The 17,121-nt window shown below is 54.5% G+C and carries 13 protein-coding genes; 4 read left to right on the top strand and 9 right to left on the bottom strand.

Going from position 1 to position 17,121, the window contains the following annotated elements; genetic code table 11:
* Nucleotides 1–2 precede the first annotated feature (2 nt).
* On the bottom strand, nt 3–965 hold the full coding sequence (locus SD961_RS19435; protein WP_318791975.1) for an isoaspartyl peptidase/L-asparaginase: 963 nt from the start codon (nt 963–965) through the stop codon (nt 3–5).
* Nucleotides 966–1,218: 253 nt separating this feature from the next.
* Between SD961_RS19435 and moeA the strand changes: the two genes are divergently transcribed.
* The 3 genes from moeA to SD961_RS19420 all read left to right on the top strand — a co-directional run bounded on the left by moeA (nt 1,219) and on the right by SD961_RS19420 (nt 4,896).
* Nucleotides 1,219–2,448 (top strand): molybdopterin molybdotransferase MoeA, encoded by a 1,230-nt coding sequence (gene moeA / locus SD961_RS19430; RefSeq protein ID WP_318791974.1) that lies wholly within the window; start codon nt 1,219–1,221, stop codon nt 2,446–2,448.
* A 1-nt stretch (nt 2,449) separates the two neighbouring features.
* Nucleotides 2,450–3,202, top strand: coding sequence for a molybdopterin-synthase adenylyltransferase MoeB (gene moeB / locus SD961_RS19425; protein ID WP_318791973.1), 753 nt, complete (start codon nt 2,450–2,452; stop codon nt 3,200–3,202).
* A 149-nt stretch (nt 3,203–3,351) separates the two neighbouring features.
* A complete protein-coding gene (locus SD961_RS19420; RefSeq protein WP_318791972.1) occupies nt 3,352–4,896 on the top strand; it encodes a diguanylate cyclase in 1,545 nt (514 codons plus the stop codon).
* 64 nt (nt 4,897–4,960) lie between these two features.
* On the opposite strand, the gene SD961_RS19415 is transcribed toward SD961_RS19420, so the two are convergent.
* The 8 genes from SD961_RS19415 to ompX form a co-directional block, all read right to left on the bottom strand.
* Nucleotides 4,961–6,556 (bottom strand): ABC-F family ATPase, encoded by a 1,596-nt coding sequence (locus SD961_RS19415; protein WP_318791971.1) that lies wholly within the window; start codon nt 6,554–6,556, stop codon nt 4,961–4,963.
* 106 nt (nt 6,557–6,662) lie between these two features.
* A complete protein-coding gene (locus tag SD961_RS19410; protein ID WP_318791970.1) occupies nt 6,663–8,150 on the bottom strand; it encodes a sugar porter family MFS transporter in 1,488 nt (495 codons plus the stop codon).
* Between the two features lie 640 nt (nt 8,151–8,790).
* Nucleotides 8,791–10,344: an efflux transporter outer membrane subunit gene (locus tag SD961_RS19405; RefSeq protein WP_318791969.1), complete on the bottom strand. Its 1,554-nt coding sequence runs from the start codon at nt 10,342–10,344 to the stop codon at nt 8,791–8,793.
* Between the two features lies 1 nt (nt 10,345).
* Entirely contained in the window at nt 10,346–11,914 is a 1,569-nt protein-coding gene (locus SD961_RS19400) for a DHA2 family efflux MFS transporter permease subunit (protein ID WP_318791968.1), read from the bottom strand.
* Complete coding sequence (locus tag SD961_RS19395; protein WP_412916727.1) at nt 11,911–13,044, bottom strand: HlyD family secretion protein; 1,134 nt, start codon at nt 13,042–13,044, stop codon at nt 11,911–11,913. Before SD961_RS19395 ends, SD961_RS19400 begins: the two co-directional genes overlap by 4 nt.
* A 151-nt stretch (nt 13,045–13,195) precedes the next feature.
* The gene (locus tag SD961_RS19390; protein WP_318791966.1) at nt 13,196–14,311 is read right to left on the bottom strand and encodes an SLC13 family permease; all 1,116 of its coding nucleotides are present in this window, start codon (nt 14,309–14,311) and stop codon (nt 13,196–13,198) included.
* A 29-nt stretch (nt 14,312–14,340) separates the two neighbouring features.
* On the bottom strand, nt 14,341–14,793 hold the full coding sequence (gene mntR / locus SD961_RS19385) for a manganese-binding transcriptional regulator MntR (RefSeq protein ID WP_318791965.1): 453 nt from the start codon (nt 14,791–14,793) through the stop codon (nt 14,341–14,343).
* Nucleotides 14,794–15,137: 344 nt separating this feature from the next.
* Nucleotides 15,138–15,650: an outer membrane protein OmpX gene (gene ompX / locus SD961_RS19380; protein WP_318791964.1), complete on the bottom strand. Its 513-nt coding sequence runs from the start codon at nt 15,648–15,650 to the stop codon at nt 15,138–15,140.
* Nucleotides 15,651–16,016: 366 nt separating this feature from the next.
* On the opposite strand from ompX, the gene rhtA reads away from it, so the two are divergent.
* A complete protein-coding gene (gene rhtA / locus SD961_RS19375; protein WP_318791963.1) occupies nt 16,017–16,910 on the top strand; it encodes a threonine/homoserine exporter RhtA in 894 nt (297 codons plus the stop codon).
* The last annotated feature ends 211 nt before the right edge of the window (nt 16,911–17,121 follow it).

The raw sequence follows: 17,121 nt of genomic DNA, 5'->3' as shown, positions 1-17,121 counted from the left end.
CCTTATTCTTCGCGATAAATACCTATATTCGGCGCATCGCCAACATAGCCATAGCCACGATACATTCCTTCACTGTTGAAAGGCAGCGCCACATTACCCTCACGGTCCACGGCGATAACGCCGCCGCTGCCGCCCAGCACAGGGATCTTCTCCATCACCACCCGGTCGCTCGCCTCTTTCAGCGACAGACCGCCATACTCCATCAGCGCGGCGATATCATAGGCTGCCAGCGTGCGCATAAACACTTCACCGGTACCAGTAGAGGAGACTGCCACGTTGGCGTTATTGGCATAGCAGCCCGCGCCGATAAGGGGAGTATCGCCCACGCGTCCGGCCTGCTTGTTGGTCATGCCGCCTGTTGAGGTAGCAGCAGCAAGATTACCAGAGAGATCCAGCGCCACGGCGCCTACCGTACCGAACTTGCGATCCGGGTCCAGAGGATCGTCCGGGGTTCGGGCTGCGCCATCGTGATCGAGCACCGCGTGGTCTGAGTGAAGCGCACGCTGAAGTTGTTCCCAGCGTTCCGGCGTAGAGAAGAAATCGGGCGGCACCTGCTCAATTCCCTGAAGCGCAGCAAACTGCTCTGCTCCTTCGCCGGTAAATAAGACGTGAGGACTCGCTTCCAGTACCGCACGCGCTGCCAGAACGGGATTGCGGATGGTTTTTACCCCCGCGACTGCACCCGCCTCCAGAGAGCGCCCGTCCATTACGCAGGCATCCAGCTCATGCGTGCCCTGATGGGTAAATACTGCCCCTTTTCCGGCATTAAACAGGGGGCACTCTTCCAGCAGCCGCACGGCCTCGGTCACGGCATCAAGGGCGCTGCCGCCACTGGCCAGCACTGCCTGCCCGGCTGACACAATGCCTGATAAGGCCTGAATATAGTGCTGCTCTTTCTCTGCGCTCATACTGGCGCGGGCGATGGCGCCTGCGCCACCGTGAATGGCAATGACTGCTCTGACCATAATTGCTTTATCCTGGGTACCAAATCGGCATGAAAAACACTGGGTTAGCATCAATTAGTTAAATATCAGGCTGTTTTTGACTATAGGCAGGCTGTAAAGTGATGTAAAGCAGAATGTTCGCTGCCTGATAATACCAAAGTGTTCTATCTCATACCCCTGACGGCGGTCGACGTGACCCGATGCGCAAATCGCGCCATAATAGAGCCATCTGACTGGATGCCTGCCTGACTTTTCAGGCACGCTGGAGACGCTAATGGAAGCTTTTACCGCGGGACTGATCTCGCTGGATGATGCGCTGGCAACGATGCTGGCCCCCCTTACACCGGTAACAGAGACGGAAACGCTGACGCTGCCTGCAGCCGTAGGCCGTGTCACGGCCTGTGCCGTAACTTCACCCATTAATGTGCCGCCTTTTGCCAATTCAGCGATGGATGGCTATGCGCTGCGTCTGGCAGAGGCTGGTTCCGTGCTTAATGTTGCCGGAAAAGCCTTTGCCGGTGCGCCTTTTAAAGGCGAGTGGCCAGCCGGAAGCTGTATCCGCATTATGACAGGCGCGCCCATTCCACCAGGAACTGAAGCGGTGGTGATGCAGGAGCAGACTGAGCAGCAAGGCGAGGCTATCCGTATTACTGCGGATGTGGTGAAAGGCCAGAATATCCGGCTGGCGGGTGAGGACATTGTGCAGGGTGCGACCGTGCTGGAAGCGGGGATCAGGCTGGGCGCGGCTGAACTGCCGCTGCTGGCTTCTCTGGGAGTAGCTGAAGTCAAGGTACTGCGCAAGCTCCGGGTGGCTATTTTCTCTACCGGCGATGAGCTACAGCCTGTAGGCAAGCCGCTGGCGGAGGGCCAGATCTATGACACCAATCGCTTTGCGGTTCATATCATGCTGGATAAGCTGGGATGTGAAGTCATTGATTTAGGGATTATCCGCGACGATGAGCAGGCGCTGCGGGAAGCGTTCAGGCAGGCGGACAGCCAGGCAGACGTGGTAATCAGCAGCGGCGGCGTCTCGGTCGGCGAGGCGGACTACACTAAAAAGATGCTGGAAGAACTGGGTGAAATCAGCTTCTGGAAGCTGGCGATAAAGCCCGGTAAACCTTTCGCTTTTGGCCGGCTGAAAGCGAGCTGGTTCTGCGGCCTGCCCGGCAATCCGGTTTCTGCCGCCCTGACCTTTTATCAACTCGTTCAGCCGCTGCTGGCAAAACTGGCCGGGCAACAAGGCCCGGCATTGCCACCCCGCCAGCGTGTGAAAACCGCCAGCAAGCTGAAGAAGTCGCCGGGACGCCTTGATTTCCAGCGTGGCCGCCTGCAGCGTAATGCGCAAGGCGAGCTGGAGGTGCACACCACAGGTTCACAAGGCTCGCATGTTTTCAGCTCCTTCAGCCTGGCAAATTGTTTTATCGTGCTGGAGCGGGATCGCGGCGATGTTGAAGCTGGCGAATGGGTAGATGTCGAACCCTTCAACCTCCTGCTGGAGGGGTAACATGCTGCCGGAACTCAGCGATGAAGAGACCCTGCGCTACAATCGCCAGATTGTGCTGCGGGGCTTTGATTTTGACGGTCAGGAGAAGCTGAAAGCGTCAAAGGCGCTGGTTGTAGGACTGGGCGGGTTGGGCTGCGCTGCCAGTCCCTATCTCGCCTCCGCAGGCGTGGGTCACCTCACGCTGTTAGATTTTGACGTTGTTTCGCTCTCTAATTTACAGCGGCAAATTTTGCATCACGACAATCGCATTGGCGTGGCAAAAGTCGAGTCGGCCCGTCAGCAGCTCAGCGCCATAAATCCGCATGTTACTCTGGAAACAATTGATAAACAGCAGAATGATGCGCAGCTCGCCGCCCTGATTGCCCGCCATGATGTGGTGCTGGACTGTACGGATAACATCGCCACTCGTGAACAGCTTAATAAGCTTTGTTTTGCCAGCAAAACGCCGCTGGTCTCTGGCGCGGCGATTCGCATGGAAGGTCAAATCAGCGTTTTTAGCTGGCAACAGGAGGCGCCCTGCTATCGCTGCATCAGCAGGCTGTTTGGTGATGCCACGCTTAGCTGTGTGGAAGCGGGCGTGATGGCGCCGCTGGTTGGCGTTATTGGGGCGCTGCAGGCGATGGAGGCTATCCGCCTGCTCACTCACTATGGCAGCAGCGTGGCGGGAAAACTGCTGATGTATGATGCGATGACTCTGCAATTCCGCGAAATGAAGGTGGCGAAAGATCCAGCCTGCGAAGTGTGCAGCCGCTGAGTTTTAATAATCCCCATTACGCCCTTAAATAGCGGTTTATTGTTACCACCTGCGCACTTTTCCTCTTTTTCCGGAATAAAAACAACGTCCTTAGCTGGCTGGCACTATAGTTAGTGCATGATACGGCCAGCCAAAGGAGCCTGGACATAATGACCGGAGAGCCTGGTTTACAGCCTGACGTCAGCATGCAGAACTTTCGGCGGATGCTGATCGTCTTTTTAGTGGTGATTAGCGGCGCGGTGCTGCTGGTGACCGGCTGGGTCGTGCTCAACACCTGGGAACGTATGGTGAATGAGACGCAGAACGATGCGCGTAACCTCTCGCAATCGGTGGCGCGGCAGTCAGAGGACTCTTTTCTTCAGGTCGAACTGACGCTTCAGGAGCTGCGCGATCGTATCACGCTGGTTGGCCTCGATACGGAGCGGCAGAATAATCTGCGTAACCTGCTGATCGAGCGCAAAAGCTCTTTGCCTCAACTGAATGGATTGTTCATTTACGACAGTAAAGGAAACTGGGTCATCACTTCTCAAGGCCCGGTCCGGCAGCAAAGCAACAACAGCGACCGGGCCTATTTTCGCTACCATCAGCAAAATCCTGGCGATGGAGTGCATATCAGCGAAGTGATCCGCAGCCGGACTAACGGCGATCTGATTATTCCCATCTCAATGAGGCTGAATAACCTTGATGGCTCATTCCGTGGCGTGCTGCTTGGCACGCTGCGCATCGACTATTTCCGCCAAATTTTTGGCTACTATAATCTGGGCGATCGCGGTCTGATAGCTTTGTTAAGCAATGAAGGAAACGTGCTGTTTGCCCGCCCTTTCTCTGACAGCACCATCAATCACAATATCTCCAGAAGCCCGCTGTTTACCGAGCTGCTTAAAACGGCCCCCAACGGCACAGCCACCTATAAAGCGGCGCTGGACGGCATTGAACGGATCTTTGGTTACGCTAGCCTGAAACGCTACCCGCTGGTGGTGGCTGTAGGTTATGACCATAAAGCGCTGCTGCATGCCTGGTTTGCCGATCTGCTGATTTATCTTGTAATGTGCGGCCTGCTATTGCTGATTATCTTTGCGCTGGGATATTTCCTGCTGCGTAATCTCAGCCAGAATATTCGCGATCAGGCGGAGCTGACGCGGGTTCGCGACCAGCTCACCGCCATGAACCGCACCTTGCAAACGCTGGCGCTGGTGGACAGTCTGACCGGGCTGGCGAACCGGCGGCAGTTTGATCTCTATCTTGACCGCTGCCTTGAGCGCGCCAGCAAGCTGCGCAAGCCGCTGGCGCTGCTGATGATCGATGTGGACTCCTTTAAGCGCTTTAATGACACTTACGGGCACCTGGCTGGTGATGAGTGTCTGAAACGTGTCGGAGACGCCCTGCTGCGTATCTCCCATCGTTCGGATGACATGATTGCGCGCTTTGGCGGGGAAGAGTTTGCGGTGATCCTGCCGGGCAGCAATCAGGAAGACGCCTTACGGTTTGCTGAATCGGCGCTCGCAGGGATTGCAGCACTGGCCATTCCCCATAAGAACAGCGATCATCCGGCGAAAATCGTTACTGTAAGTATCGGACTGCACGTTATGGAGAGAGAATTGGCAGTGGATCCGCGACAAACGTTAATTGGCCAGGCGGATAAAGCCCTTTATCAGGCTAAAACCATGGGTAAAAATCGGGTTGAGGTGGTGTAAGGGAGGCCGCAATAGTAAGAGAAAAAGGGGATCTGGCGATCCCCCTGTTTTTCCGATCGGCAGATCAGCCGTTAATACCCTGGCTGCGCAGATAGTCTTCGTAGTTACCCGTGAAGTCATTGAATTTGCCCGGCGTCATTTCAATCACGCGGGTGGCCAGCGAGCTGACGAATTCACGGTCATGGGAGACAAACACCAGCGTCCCTTCATACATCTCCAGCGCCATGTTGATCGCTTCAATGGATTCCATATCAAGGTGGTTGGTCGGTTCATCCATGATCAGCACGTTCGGTTTTTGCATCATCAGCTTACCGAACAGCATGCGGCCCTTTTCGCCCCCGGAAAGCACCTTAGCGGGCTTCTTGATATCATCCTGGCTGAAGAGTAAGCGACCCAGGATACCGCGTACGGCCTGCTCGTCATCGCTCTCCTGCTTCCACTGGCTCATCCAGTCGAATACGCTCAGGTCATCCGCGAAGTCGTGGGCGTGATCCTGCGCGTAGTAGCCAATCTGCGCATTTTCCGACCATTTCACTTCACCCGCATCGGGCTGCAGTTCCCCGACCAGCGTTTTCAGCAGCGTCGTTTTACCGATACCGTTTGGCCCGAGGATAGCCAGCTTCTCGCCCACTTCCAGCAGCAGGTTGACGTTTTTGAACAGCGGCCCCTGATCGAAACCTTTGGTCAGCGACTCAAGCTGCAAAGCATTACGGAACAGCTTTTTATCCTGATCAAAGCGGATAAACGGGTTCTGACGGCTGGAGGCTTTAACTTCTTCCAGCTTGATTTTATCGATCTGCTTCGCACGTGAAGTTGCCTGGCGCGACTTGGAGGCGTTGGCGCTGAAGCGGCTGACAAACGACTGCAGTTCGTTGATCTGCGCTTTTTTCTTGGCGTTATCAGAGAGCAGGCGCTCACGCGACTGCGTTGCCGCAGTCATGTATTCGTCGTAGTTGCCCGGATAAACGCGCAGCTCGCCGTAGTCCAGATCCGCCATATGAGTACAGACCATGTTCAGGAAGTGACGGTCATGCGAAATAATGATCATGGTGCTGTTGCGCTCGTTCAGCACCTGTTCCAGCCAGCGAATAGTATCGATGTCCAGGTTGTTCGTCGGTTCGTCGAGCAGCAGAATTTCCGGGTTAGAGAAGAGCGCCTGTGCCAACAGCACGCGCAGTTTCCAGCCTGGTGCGACTTCGCTCATCGGGCCGTAATGCTGCTCCAGCGGTATCCCCACGCCCAGCAGCAGTTCGCCCGCGCGCGCTTCTGCGGTGTAACCGTCCATTTCGCCATATTTGACTTCCAGGTCGGCGACTTTGTAGCCATCTTCCTCGGTCATTTCTGGCAGCGAGTAGATCCGGTCACGCTCCTCTTTCACTTCCCAAAGCTCGCCGTGGCCCATGATCACGGTATCCAGCACGGTATACTGTTCAAAGGCGAACTGATCCTGACGCAGCTTACCGATACGCTCGTTAGGGTCGAGCGACACGTTGCCGCCAGAAGGAACTAAATCCCCACCCAGAATTTTCATAAAGGTGGACTTGCCGCTACCGTTGGCACCGATCAGGCCATAGCGGTTACCGCCGCCAAATTTGACAGAGATGTTTTCGAACAGCGGCTTACTGCCAAACTGCATGGTGACGTTGCTGGAAACTAGCACAGGGATTGCCTTTCGTTTGCGATGGAGAATGTGAACCAGCGCGCATTATGCCAAAAAAAAGGGGCGGCGAATACACCGCCACCCCGCAGAGCATGGTTAGTTTTCGTTAATGGCTTTCCAGCTCACGTTTTGGCACGGGCATCGGCCGCGTTTCCACCTCGTCGCTCAGCCAGTCGTGCAGGTAATGTTCAATCTGTTCCAGGCTGCGGTTACGGGTTTCCGGCACGCATTTGATCACAAACAGTGCCCCGAAAAGCCCGATAAAGGCGAAGATAAAGAAGGCGCCTGCCAGACCAACGGTTGCCAGAAGAAGCGGGAAAGTGAGTGAAATAAGGAAGTTGGCAATCCACATGGCGAAAACGGCACCGCCCATAAAGATGCCGCGCAGGCGGGTCGGGAAGATTTCTGACAGCAGCAGCCAGGTAACGGGAGAGAGCGCGCCCTGCTGGAAGCTCAGGAACATCAACATACCCAGCAGCACCAGATAGCCACGGAAGACGTCAACCTCGCCGTTAATCGTTTCCGGCATCAGGTAACTTACGGCACCGATAAACAGCAGGCAGGCAGTACAGCCGAACTGACCGATCATGGTCATGGTACGGCGCCCGATTTTCCCCAGCAGCCAGATACCCACAAAGGTCATCAATACCGAAATCGCGCCGTTAGCGATGGTAGCAAACAGCGCCGCGTCGGTACTCATCCCCACGGCCTTCAGCATGGTGGGAGCGTAATACATAATGGTATTCACGCCGGAAAGCTGTTGAATGACCGCCACCCCCACGCCAATCAGGAACAGCTTGAACAGCCAGGGCTTTTTCAGCTCACGCAGGCTGGGCGGCGCTCTGTTTTCATCTTCAGCGAGCGTCTCCTCAATTTCTGTCATTTCCCATTCCACGTCGCCTTTAGCGCGCGTGCGTTCCAGCACTTTGCGCGCCTCGGCCAGCCGTCCTTTCATTGCATACCAGCGTGGCGTATCGGGCATAAACATCATACCAAACCAGAGTGCTACAGCGGGAATGGTGGCAATAGCCAGCATCCAGCGCCAGGTGCTTTCGCCGCCCCATGCCGCGTTAAAGCCAGCATTGGAGATATAGGCCAGCATCTGACCGGAAACGATCATTAATTCCTGTAGCGTTACCAGCTGTCCGCGTTTGTTGGCCGGGGCAATTTCCGCAATATAGACCGGCACCGTGGCAGCGGCACCACCAACGGCAACGCCCAGCACCAGGCGGAAGAAAATCATCCAGTGCACATCCGGTGCCAGTGAGGTTCCCAACGCCCCGACGGCGAAGATCACCGCAAGGATAATGATGATTTTCCTGCGCCCGGCGGCAGCGGCGAAATGACCAGAGAAGAGTGCGCCAAAAGCCGCGCCAAACAGCAGAGAACTGGTGACCAGACCGGTGGTAAATGGCGTCAGGTGCAGCTCATTACCCATAAACAGCAGCGCACCTGAGATAACGCCCGTGTCATAACCAAACAGCAGGCCGCCCAGCGTGGCGATAACGGCAATGACTTTCACAAAGGGTTCGGCAGGGGTTTCGCTGTTGGGGCCTGAAGCCCGACTGGGGGTAATGTACTGTTCTTTTGCCATGGTGGTTTTCTACCTCTTATTCTTACCGGGTGGAAAGGAACGGATCAGAGAAAGTCACGATGTCATAACATTCAACTGGTATGGCAAACAATTTAGTTTATTTTTTTCATTTTCATTAACTATGAAAATTAAATTTTGAGAGCTGGCGCGCATCCCACCAACCGTTCTGTGACCAGCTGCACAGATATGACCTGTAAAACTTGTCAGTAGTGAAGAGTCATGTGCGGAAATGAAACTGTTTAAATTTTACCCACCCCTATTTAGAAAATACGTTTCAGTTCGCTGAAGCGCTGGCTATGCCCTTCCCTGCTGTTCGCGGCATAAATTTCTTTTTTAAAAGTGAACAGGCTCCCTGAAGAAGAAAAATTATGTCACTTAAAAGATACCGGAACCGGGAAGCTGGCAATCAGACAGTGGAAAATGGCCACAGGGAATCGGCAACCTGAAATCAGGGCTGGAGAGAAGAAACGGGGAAGCAATTTAATCAAGGAGTTGGGTTTTCTTACGAGGTTCTGAAATTCTACTTCTTAATTGCCGATCCCGGAAAAATATAAGACTGGTGCCGCCAGGCCATAAAAAAACATTTTCTTTTATGGCCTGCCGAGCCTTACAGAGCACCAGGAAAAGTATTCGCTGTTGGTTACTTAATGGGGCTGTCCGCCTGTTCAGCAGGGCCAAACACCGAATAGTCAGGCATCTTCACGTTTTGATAGAGCTCCCAGCCGCCGCCCAGCGCCTTGTAGAGCGCCACCAGGTCCAGGCTGCTCTGCACCCTGGCCTGGGCTGCCTGTTGCTTTGCCTGCGCCAGCTGACGCTGCGCATCCAGCGCATCGATAAAGGAAGAGAGTCCCTGTCTGTAGCTGTCGTTCGCCAGCGTAAAGGCGTTCTGCAGCGCCTCCACGGTTTGATCCAGCCCCTCAACCTGTTGTTGATCGGTACGATAGCTGACCAGCGCGTTCTCCACATCCTGCAGAGCCGTCAGCACGGTCTGGCGGTAGCCCAGGGCGGCGCTGGCCTGCTCGGCTCTGGCCAGCTTGACGCTGGAAACCAGCCTGCCGCCCTGGAAAATCGGAATAGAGAGTGAAGGGCCGAAGCTGTAGAAATGGCTGCTCCAGTTATCCAGATAGCTGGCCTCGGTGTTGCGCATGCCGAACTGACCGGTGAGGGAGAGATCCGGGAACAGCTGGGCGACCGACACGCCGATGCTGGCGGTAGCAGCATGCAGTTGGGCTTCCGCCTGGCGGACATCCGGTCTGCGCCTGGCCAGCGTGGAAGGCAGCCCCACCGGCACGACCTCAGGTAACGGCGGCAACGCTTTGTTCGCCATCAGCTCGCTGTCCAGCGCGCCGGGCGGCTTGCCCGTCAGCACGGCCAGGCCATTCATCGCCTGATGAATTTGCGACTCATATTGCGGCAGCTGGGCGCGCAGTGAATGGAGCTGAGCACGAGCATTCTCCACATCCATCTGTGGAGCCAGGCCATTGTGCTGCTGGCTCTGGGTTAAATCCAGCGTCTGCTGCGCGACCTCAATCTGCGTTTGCAGCGTCTGGCTCACGGATTGCGCGCCGCGAAGCTGCAGGTAGGTCCTGGCGACTTCCGCCTCAAGCGAAACCAGCGCATCGTTACGGCTCTCTACCGATTCCTGCTGCTGCGCGTCAGCCATCTCGACCTGGCGACGCACTTTGCCCCACAAATCCAGTTCCCAGGAGGCATCAAAACTGCCCTGATAGAGCGCGACTGGCTGCGTCAGTCCGTTCAGCGCAGAGCTGATTTCCGGGTCCACCTGGTTTGCCTGGTTATAGACGCCATTGGATTCCAGCTCACCTTTGATCCCCAACTGTTGGCGTTGAGCAGAAAGATTGCCGTTAACCGAAGGGAACCAGGCACCGCGCGCCTGATTCAGCTGCTGACGCGAACCAGCGATGCGCAGCACTGCCTGTTGCAGGCTGAGGTTGCCAGCAATGGCGCGATCGATCAGGCTATCCAGCTGAGGATCGTTAAACGATCGCCACCAGCTCGGGTTAGTGGTCCTGGCCTGAGGATTAGACCCGCTGCCGGACTGAATATTGTTAAACAATCCCGGCATTACAGGATTGGGTGCCTGATAGTCAGGCCCGACGGAGCAGGCCGACAGAGCCAGCGCGGCAAGCACCACGCTAAGCCGCGAACGCAGGAAAAGAGGGGAAACGTTCATGTCAGTGTGCTCCAGCATTGCCCTCGCTCTTAATCGGCGTAAGCAGTAAACAAAAAGGAATAAGGACCAGGGCGACAATACTGAGGCCCATAAAGACGTCGATATAGGCCAGAATGCGGGCCTGGGCGATCATCTCCTGATATAACTGCCCGGTGGCGATGGTGACCGGATCGCCCACCACGGAGGTGAAGTCCCTTACGCCCTGTGCCCAACGCTCTACGGTCAGATTAAACTGCTCGTTGAGCGGGGACATGTTATGCACCATATGCGCACTGCGCACCTGCTCCCTTTCGGTGATCATCGCGGTGGAAAGCGAGATGCCTATCGAGCCTGCTACGTTACGACACATAGTAAACAACGCCGACGCGTCGGCGTTCAGCCGCTGCGGAATGGTCACAAAAGCGATAGTGGTCAGCGGTACGAACAGGAAGCCCAGCCCGATGGTCTGCGCGCTGCGCATCATCACCAGCGTAGTGAAATCCACATTCGGCGTCAGCGTGGCGGAGTAAACAAACGAGACAAACAGGCAGGTAAAGCCGAAAGCGATCAGCCAGCGCGTCTGCACAATCGGCATCAGCTTCAGCACCAGCGGGATCGAGAGCACAATCAGCACCGCGCCGGGCGACAGCACCAGCCCGGACCAGGTCGCCGTGTAGCCTAAATCCTGCTGCGCCAGCTGCGGGATCACCACCGAACTGCCATAAAGGATGGCGGCCATACCAGCCATCAGGATGCTGGCGACAGCAAAGTTCTTATCCTTCAGACAGTGCAGATCCACCACCGGCTTTTTCGCATAGAGCAGCCAGTAGACTGCACCCACCAGGCCAATAGCGGTAAGAACGGCAAAGGTGATAATGAAATTTGAGTGGAACCAGTCGTCATCTTCACCGCGATCCAGCATCACCTGCAGGCAGCCCAGGCCAAGCGTAATAAGGCCGATACCGATGTAATCGATATTCAGTTTCCCCTTCGCCTGCTTACGCTCCCACGGCGGATCTTCCAGCAGTTGATAAATGGCCAGGACGCTGAAAATCCCCACCGGGATGTTGATAAAGAAGACCCAACGCCAGCTGTAATTATCCGTTATCCAGCCGCCAAGTGTAGGACCCAGTACGGGCGCCACAATAATGGCGATAGAAGAGAGGCCAAACGCCTTGCCGCGATCTGCGGGTTTGAAATAATCCAGCAGTACCGATTGCTGCACCGGCTGTAACCCGCCGCCAAAGAAGCCCTGCAATACTCTGAACAGGATGATTTGCCACAGCTCGGTCGCTATTCCGCACAGGAAGGAGCAGATGGTAAACATCACGATACAGATCAGGAAAAACTGCTTACGACCCAATGCCCGGCTGAGAAAAGCAGAGATTGGCAGCACGATGCCGTTAGCCACCAGATAGGAGGTCAGAACCCAGGTGGATTCGTCATAACTTGAAGAGAGCGAACCGGCAACGTGCGGCAGCGCCACGTTGACAATAGTGGTGTCCAGTATTTCCATAAACACCGCCAGCGTCACCGTCATCGCGACCAGCCAGGGGTTGCTGGCCGGTTGCCAGCTCTGGCTGTGACTCATTCCACCGTGACCTTAGGTTCAACCGACAGGCCCAGCGGCAACGGTTTATTTGGATCCAGCCCCTTATCAACCACGATTTTCACCGGCACACGCTGAACAATTTTCACGTAGTTACCCGTGGCGTTTTCCGATGGGAAGGCGGAAAAGCGCGAGCCGGAACCCATCTGAATACTGTCCACATGCCCTTCCAGCTTCATATCTGGCCAGGCATCCACGGTGATCTCTACTTTGTCACCCGGATTCATTCGCTCAAGCTGAGACTCTTTGAAGTTGGCGGTGATCCAGACATCTGGTGAAACCAGTGAGAACAGTGATGATCCTGCCTGAACCAGCGTACCAACCTGCACATTACGTTTGGTGACAAACCCATCGTAAGGCGCGCGCACTTGCGTATAGGAAAGATTAAGGTTGGCGGTATTGAGCTGTGCCTGCGCCTGCGCAACCTGCTGCTGGCGAGCCTCAACATTGGTTTCCTGCTGACGGATTTGCAGTTGGATCTGCGAAGCCACTTCCACCTGCGCCTTAGCGCTTTCAAGTTCAGCGCGTGCGCTTCTTAACTGGGAGTTGGCCGCGTCGATATTACGCTGCGAGGTTGCACGGGGATCAACGCCGCGCTGACGCTTGTAATCTTCCTGCGCGTTGAGGTAGTTCGCTTCCGCTTTGGCCTGCTGTGCCAGCGCCTGATCTTTCTGCGCCGGATACTGCACTCTGGAGAGCGCCAGCGAAGCCTGCGCCTGATGGAGTTGTGCCACAGCCAGCCCAAGCTGCGCCTGAGCCTGATCCCGTTGCGCAGCGTTGTCTCTGGGATCAATAACTACCAGCAGATCGCCCTTCTTCACCCGCTGGTTATCCTTAACTCGCAGTTCCGTTACGTAACCAGAGGCTTTGGGTGCGATGGTCACCGCATCCGATTCCGTAAAGGCGTCGTCGGTGGTTTCGATGTTACGCGTGGTAAACCAGAACCAGAGCGCCACAATGATGGCAATCACCACCACAACAGCCAGAATGATTAGCGGCTTTTTACCCGGGCGCTTACGTTCAGGTTGTGAAGATTCCTGCTGCTCTTCGTCGTCCTGCTGGCGCTGCTCGTCTTCAGACTCATTATTCGATTGATTAGCCATAATTCTCATCAGTTAGCAAAGGCCCGTTGCGGACCTGAAAACATTCAAGCTGCCTTAACCATAGATGGAAAACTGACAAAATCAAACGCAGCTTTACGCCACTATACATGAAGCGATTTTGGTGACGTAATCAAGGAGATAAATTCAGATAAACCTGAACTCAAACCGCATTTAATAACAAAAGTAGCCCCCATCCCGCCGCCATCGCCCAGAGCAACATGGGCAGAGAATAGAGATGGAAATGCCACCAGATAGCACGATCTTTTGCCATGCGCAGCGCGATAAGATTAGCCAGCGAACCGGGCAACAGGCCAAAGCCGCCGATGTTGACCGCCCAGGCAAGCAGCGTTGTGGCAGGCAGCGTGCTTAACAGCAGAATGGTGGCGGGAACATTGCTGATAATCTGCGACAGGCCAATGGCCAGCAGATAGTGCCCCGCTGGCGGTAAGCCGGGCAGATGGTGAAGAGATGATGCAAGAAGAGGCAAATGGGTCAGCAAATGCACATCGATAAACATGGCGATAAAGACCGCAATCAGGCTCCAGTCGAGCGTCAGCAGGATACGCCGCTCCTTCACCAGGAAAACAGCAAATACCAGCAGTAAGCCCCAAATGGCCCACTCCATTTCTAACGCCAACAGAAAGAGGCCATAAAGGAGTACGCTGACGATTAGTAAAGGCCGCTGCCACTGTGGCGTTTCCTGTTCAGCAACAGAGCCGATCTTTTTGCCAGAGAAACAGCAGGCGGTAAGCAACAGTAAACTGCCAACCATCACCGCAGCCAGCGGCAGCATTTGCCAGACAAATCCGGCAAAACCACTACCGGCATGGCGCCAGAGTAAAATGTTTTGCGGATTGCCGATGGGGGTTAACAGCGATCCCGCATTCACGGCCAGCGCCTCAAAAATGATGATTCTGGTGACGGGCAAGGCGGAGTAGCGCCGCAGCGAAAGCGTTAAAGGCACCAGGATAAACAGAGCCACATCGTTGGTCAGGAAGGTGGAGAGCAGCGCAGAGGCCGCCACCAGAAACAGCGCCAGCGTGCGCTGCCGGTGGAATCTCTTAACCAGTCGCCGTCCCAGCACGTCAAAATAGCCGCTGGCCTCGATGCCTTTGGTCAGCATCAACAGGCCGCAGAGCGTAATAATCGTCGGCCAGTCAACAGCCTCAGGCAGTGTCCGCAGTGAGAAAGGGGCAAAACAGGCCAGTATCAGCCCCAGCAAAACTAACAGATGCAAAAAGCGATCGTGCAGAAAAGGCCTGAGGAGCGTTGTCATACAGACTCACTGAACCGGGACGGTTATGATTATTGACGGCTTTCGTAAAACTTCTGAAATATAGCCAGCGTTTCATCACTGACGTGATGCTCAAGACCTTCCGCATCGCGGCGGGCGGTGTCGGGACTGATCCCCAACGCCAGTAAAAATGTCTCCACAATGTAATGCCGTTTGCGGCTCTCTTCCGCCAGCGCTTCCCCTTCAGGGGTAAGAAATACGCCGCGATAAGGCACCTGCTCTACCAGCCCGCCTCCGGCCAGCCTTTTCAGCATTTTGGCAACGGTGGGTTGTGAGACGCCAAGACGGGCAGCCATGTCAACCTGACGGGCTTCGCCAAATTCGCGGATCAGATCGGAAATCAGCTCAACATAGTCATCGATCAGCTCGCGACGATGGGCTTCACGCACCTGGCGGAAGCCTTCGACATGCTCTTCGATATCTTTTAGTGGCGCGGGAACTGCACTTTTTGCGCGACGACTCATTCAGCTTCCTCTTCTTATTCTCTGATGCCTGTAACGCTCGCACCAGTCATGGGTGCCACATTGTAAACGAAGCTCAAAGAAGCACAAATTTTCGCGTAAATTCGCGTAATAGCTGTGGCTACAAAATATAGCCTGTGCTATACCTGATTATAAAGTGAACGGAGGAAATATGATGAAAAAGCCACTTTTACTTAAGCTGCTTGGTCGCTCACCGTTTACGCTACGCCTGATGCTACTGGAGATGTTAACGGAACAGCCTTCTCCTGATAAGCAGCCATAAAAAAATCCGCCACGTTGGGCGGATTTTTTATTGCACCAGTCAGGCTGGGCTTGAGGATAACAGCTTAGAAGCTGTAGCCTACGCCTGCGATCCAGGTGCCAACGTCAACGTTGCGGATGCGGCTCTGCTCGTAACCAACGTCCAGAGCAACGTTTTCGATGCCTGGGTTGAACTGCATGCCAGCACCGTAGGAGAAGCCTACGTCGCTTGAATCAGATTTGTCACGGTCTGGACCATTTTCCTGGAACTTGCCGTAACCGATACCAACAACGCCGTAGATGCTTGCCCAGTCGTTCAGACGGTAAGCAGGACCACCGGTGATGCCGTAGTACTGGCCTTTGTTATAAACGCCAGCGTCAGTGCGGTCTTTTTCGGTGTAGGTGAAAGAGCCAATCCAACCCAGTGGATCGTTACCATTTTCGTAACGGTATTTCAGGTTGAAGCCGTTTGCTTTGTTAGCAACGCCCTGGTAGTCGCTTTGAGCGTAACCGCCAGAAACAGTGCTTTGCGCCATTGCTGAACCAGCAGAAACTGCCAGTACGCAAGCCAGTGCTGAAAGACATGCAATTTTTTTCATAACCACCTCAAATGTGAAAAGACTTATTCTCCTGACAACGCTGAAAATATAACAAAACTCAGCCAGAAACTCTGCCCTGAATTTGTTGTCCAATACAATGTTTGGTGTAACAGGACGTTAATGATGCATCGTATGTCATTCTTTTCTCTTATATTTATGGAGTTCCCTTCCTCTGCCCTTGTTAATGTAAAAAAATGTTCATTGAGATAATTCTTAATTAAACCTGACATTTCTTTACCAAAACGGCCCTGTTTTTCGACCCAAATTTACTTTTTTTAGCCTCTGGCGATAGGTTTTTCCTGCCCTTCCAGTACACTTCAGGGAACTTTTTCCCACTTTGATGGACGAATAAGGTTGGTATACAGGATGTCTTCCTACGACAAATCTTCGCTCTGGCTCCCGGTGTTGGTTCTTTTAATAGCTATGACCTCTATTCAGGGCGGCGCGGCGCTGGCTAAAACGCTGTTTCCTGTAGTGGGTGCTCCCGGCATTACCGCACTGCGTCTGGGACTGGGGACGCTAATCCTTTGCGTCATCTTTAAACCCTGGCGTCTGCGTTTTACCCGAAAGCAGCTTTTGCCGTTGTGCCTTTATGGCGTGGCGCTGGGCGGCATGAACTACAGTTTTTATCTGGCGCTGCGTACCGTACCTTTGGGTATTGCCGTTGCGCTGGAGTTTACCGGCCCCTTAGCGCTGGCGCTGGCAGGCTCCAGGCGTCCGTTAGATTTTGTCTGGGTGCTGCTTGCCCTGCTGGGGTTATGGCTGCTGCTCCCTATTGGCAAAGAGATCTCAAGTGTGGATGCCAAAGGCGCCTTGCTGGCCGTGCTTGCCGGTGCGTTCTGGGCTGTCTATATCCTTGCGGGAAAACGTGCCGGAGCTGGGCATGGCCCGGCCACGGTAGCGATGGGGTCGCTGATTGCCTCGGTAATTTATGTGCCGCTGGGTCTGGCCTATGCCAGCGCAGGCATCTGGACGCTGTCGTTGATTCCGCTGGCGATAGCTATTGCCATTCTCTCCAGCGCCCTGCCCTACTCTCTGGAGATGATTGCTCTGACTCGCCTGCCGGCAAAAACCTTCGGGACATTAATGAGCCTGGAACCCGCGATGGCCGCCTTGTCGGGTATGCTTTTTTTAGGAGAGGTGTTGTCCTTCATTCAATGGCTTGGTCTGCTGGCTATTATCCTTGCCTCGGCAGGTTCGACGTTAATGATGCGCCCTGCAAAACAAAAAATTGCTCCCGTTAGCGAGCTAAGAGAATAAAATCTCAAACCTTTTATACAGACAATTTCTTTTTAACTGGCCGGCACTAGAATAGCGCAGTTTGAACAGTACTTAATGAGACAAACCTTCACTGAAATATTTAGCAAGAGTTGCTCATTAAAAATAACAGGCGGCGAGATGATTTTCAGACTTTAAATAATTATCCTTTCATATCATAAAGATAGCACCATAAACAAGAGTGAGAATTTTT

It is taken from the genome of Erwinia sp. MMLR14_017, from assembly GCF_033657285.1.
Lineage (GTDB): Bacteria > Pseudomonadota > Gammaproteobacteria > Enterobacterales > Enterobacteriaceae > Erwinia.
This window is presented reverse-complemented; position numbering and strand designations above follow the sequence as displayed.

Coding starts and splice junctions, on each gene's coding strand:
- moeA (WP_318791974.1), top strand. CDS start 1,219: ATGGAAGCTTTTACCGCGGGACTGATCTCGCTGGATGATGCGCTGGCA.
- rhtA (WP_318791963.1), top strand. CDS start 16,017: ATGTCTTCCTACGACAAATCTTCGCTCTGGCTCCCGGTGTTGGTTCTT.
- SD961_RS19390 (WP_318791966.1), bottom strand. CDS start 14,311: ATGACAACGCTCCTCAGGCCTTTTCTGCACGATCGCTTTTTGCATCTG.
- mntR (WP_318791965.1), bottom strand. CDS start 14,793: ATGAGTCGTCGCGCAAAAAGTGCAGTTCCCGCGCCACTAAAAGATATC.
- SD961_RS19395 (WP_412916727.1), bottom strand. CDS start 13,044: ATGAGAATTATGGCTAATCAATCGAATAATGAGTCTGAAGACGAGCAG.
- ompX (WP_318791964.1), bottom strand. CDS start 15,650: ATGAAAAAAATTGCATGTCTTTCAGCACTGGCTTGCGTACTGGCAGTT.
- SD961_RS19405 (WP_318791969.1), bottom strand. CDS start 10,344: ATGAACGTTTCCCCTCTTTTCCTGCGTTCGCGGCTTAGCGTGGTGCTT.
- SD961_RS19410 (WP_318791970.1), bottom strand. CDS start 8,150: ATGGCAAAAGAACAGTACATTACCCCCAGTCGGGCTTCAGGCCCCAAC.
- moeB (WP_318791973.1), top strand. CDS start 2,450: ATGCTGCCGGAACTCAGCGATGAAGAGACCCTGCGCTACAATCGCCAG.
- SD961_RS19435 (WP_318791975.1), bottom strand. CDS start 965: ATGGTCAGAGCAGTCATTGCCATTCACGGTGGCGCAGGCGCCATCGCC.
- SD961_RS19400 (WP_318791968.1), bottom strand. CDS start 11,914: ATGAGTCACAGCCAGAGCTGGCAACCGGCCAGCAACCCCTGGCTGGTC.
- SD961_RS19420 (WP_318791972.1), top strand. CDS start 3,352: ATGACCGGAGAGCCTGGTTTACAGCCTGACGTCAGCATGCAGAACTTT.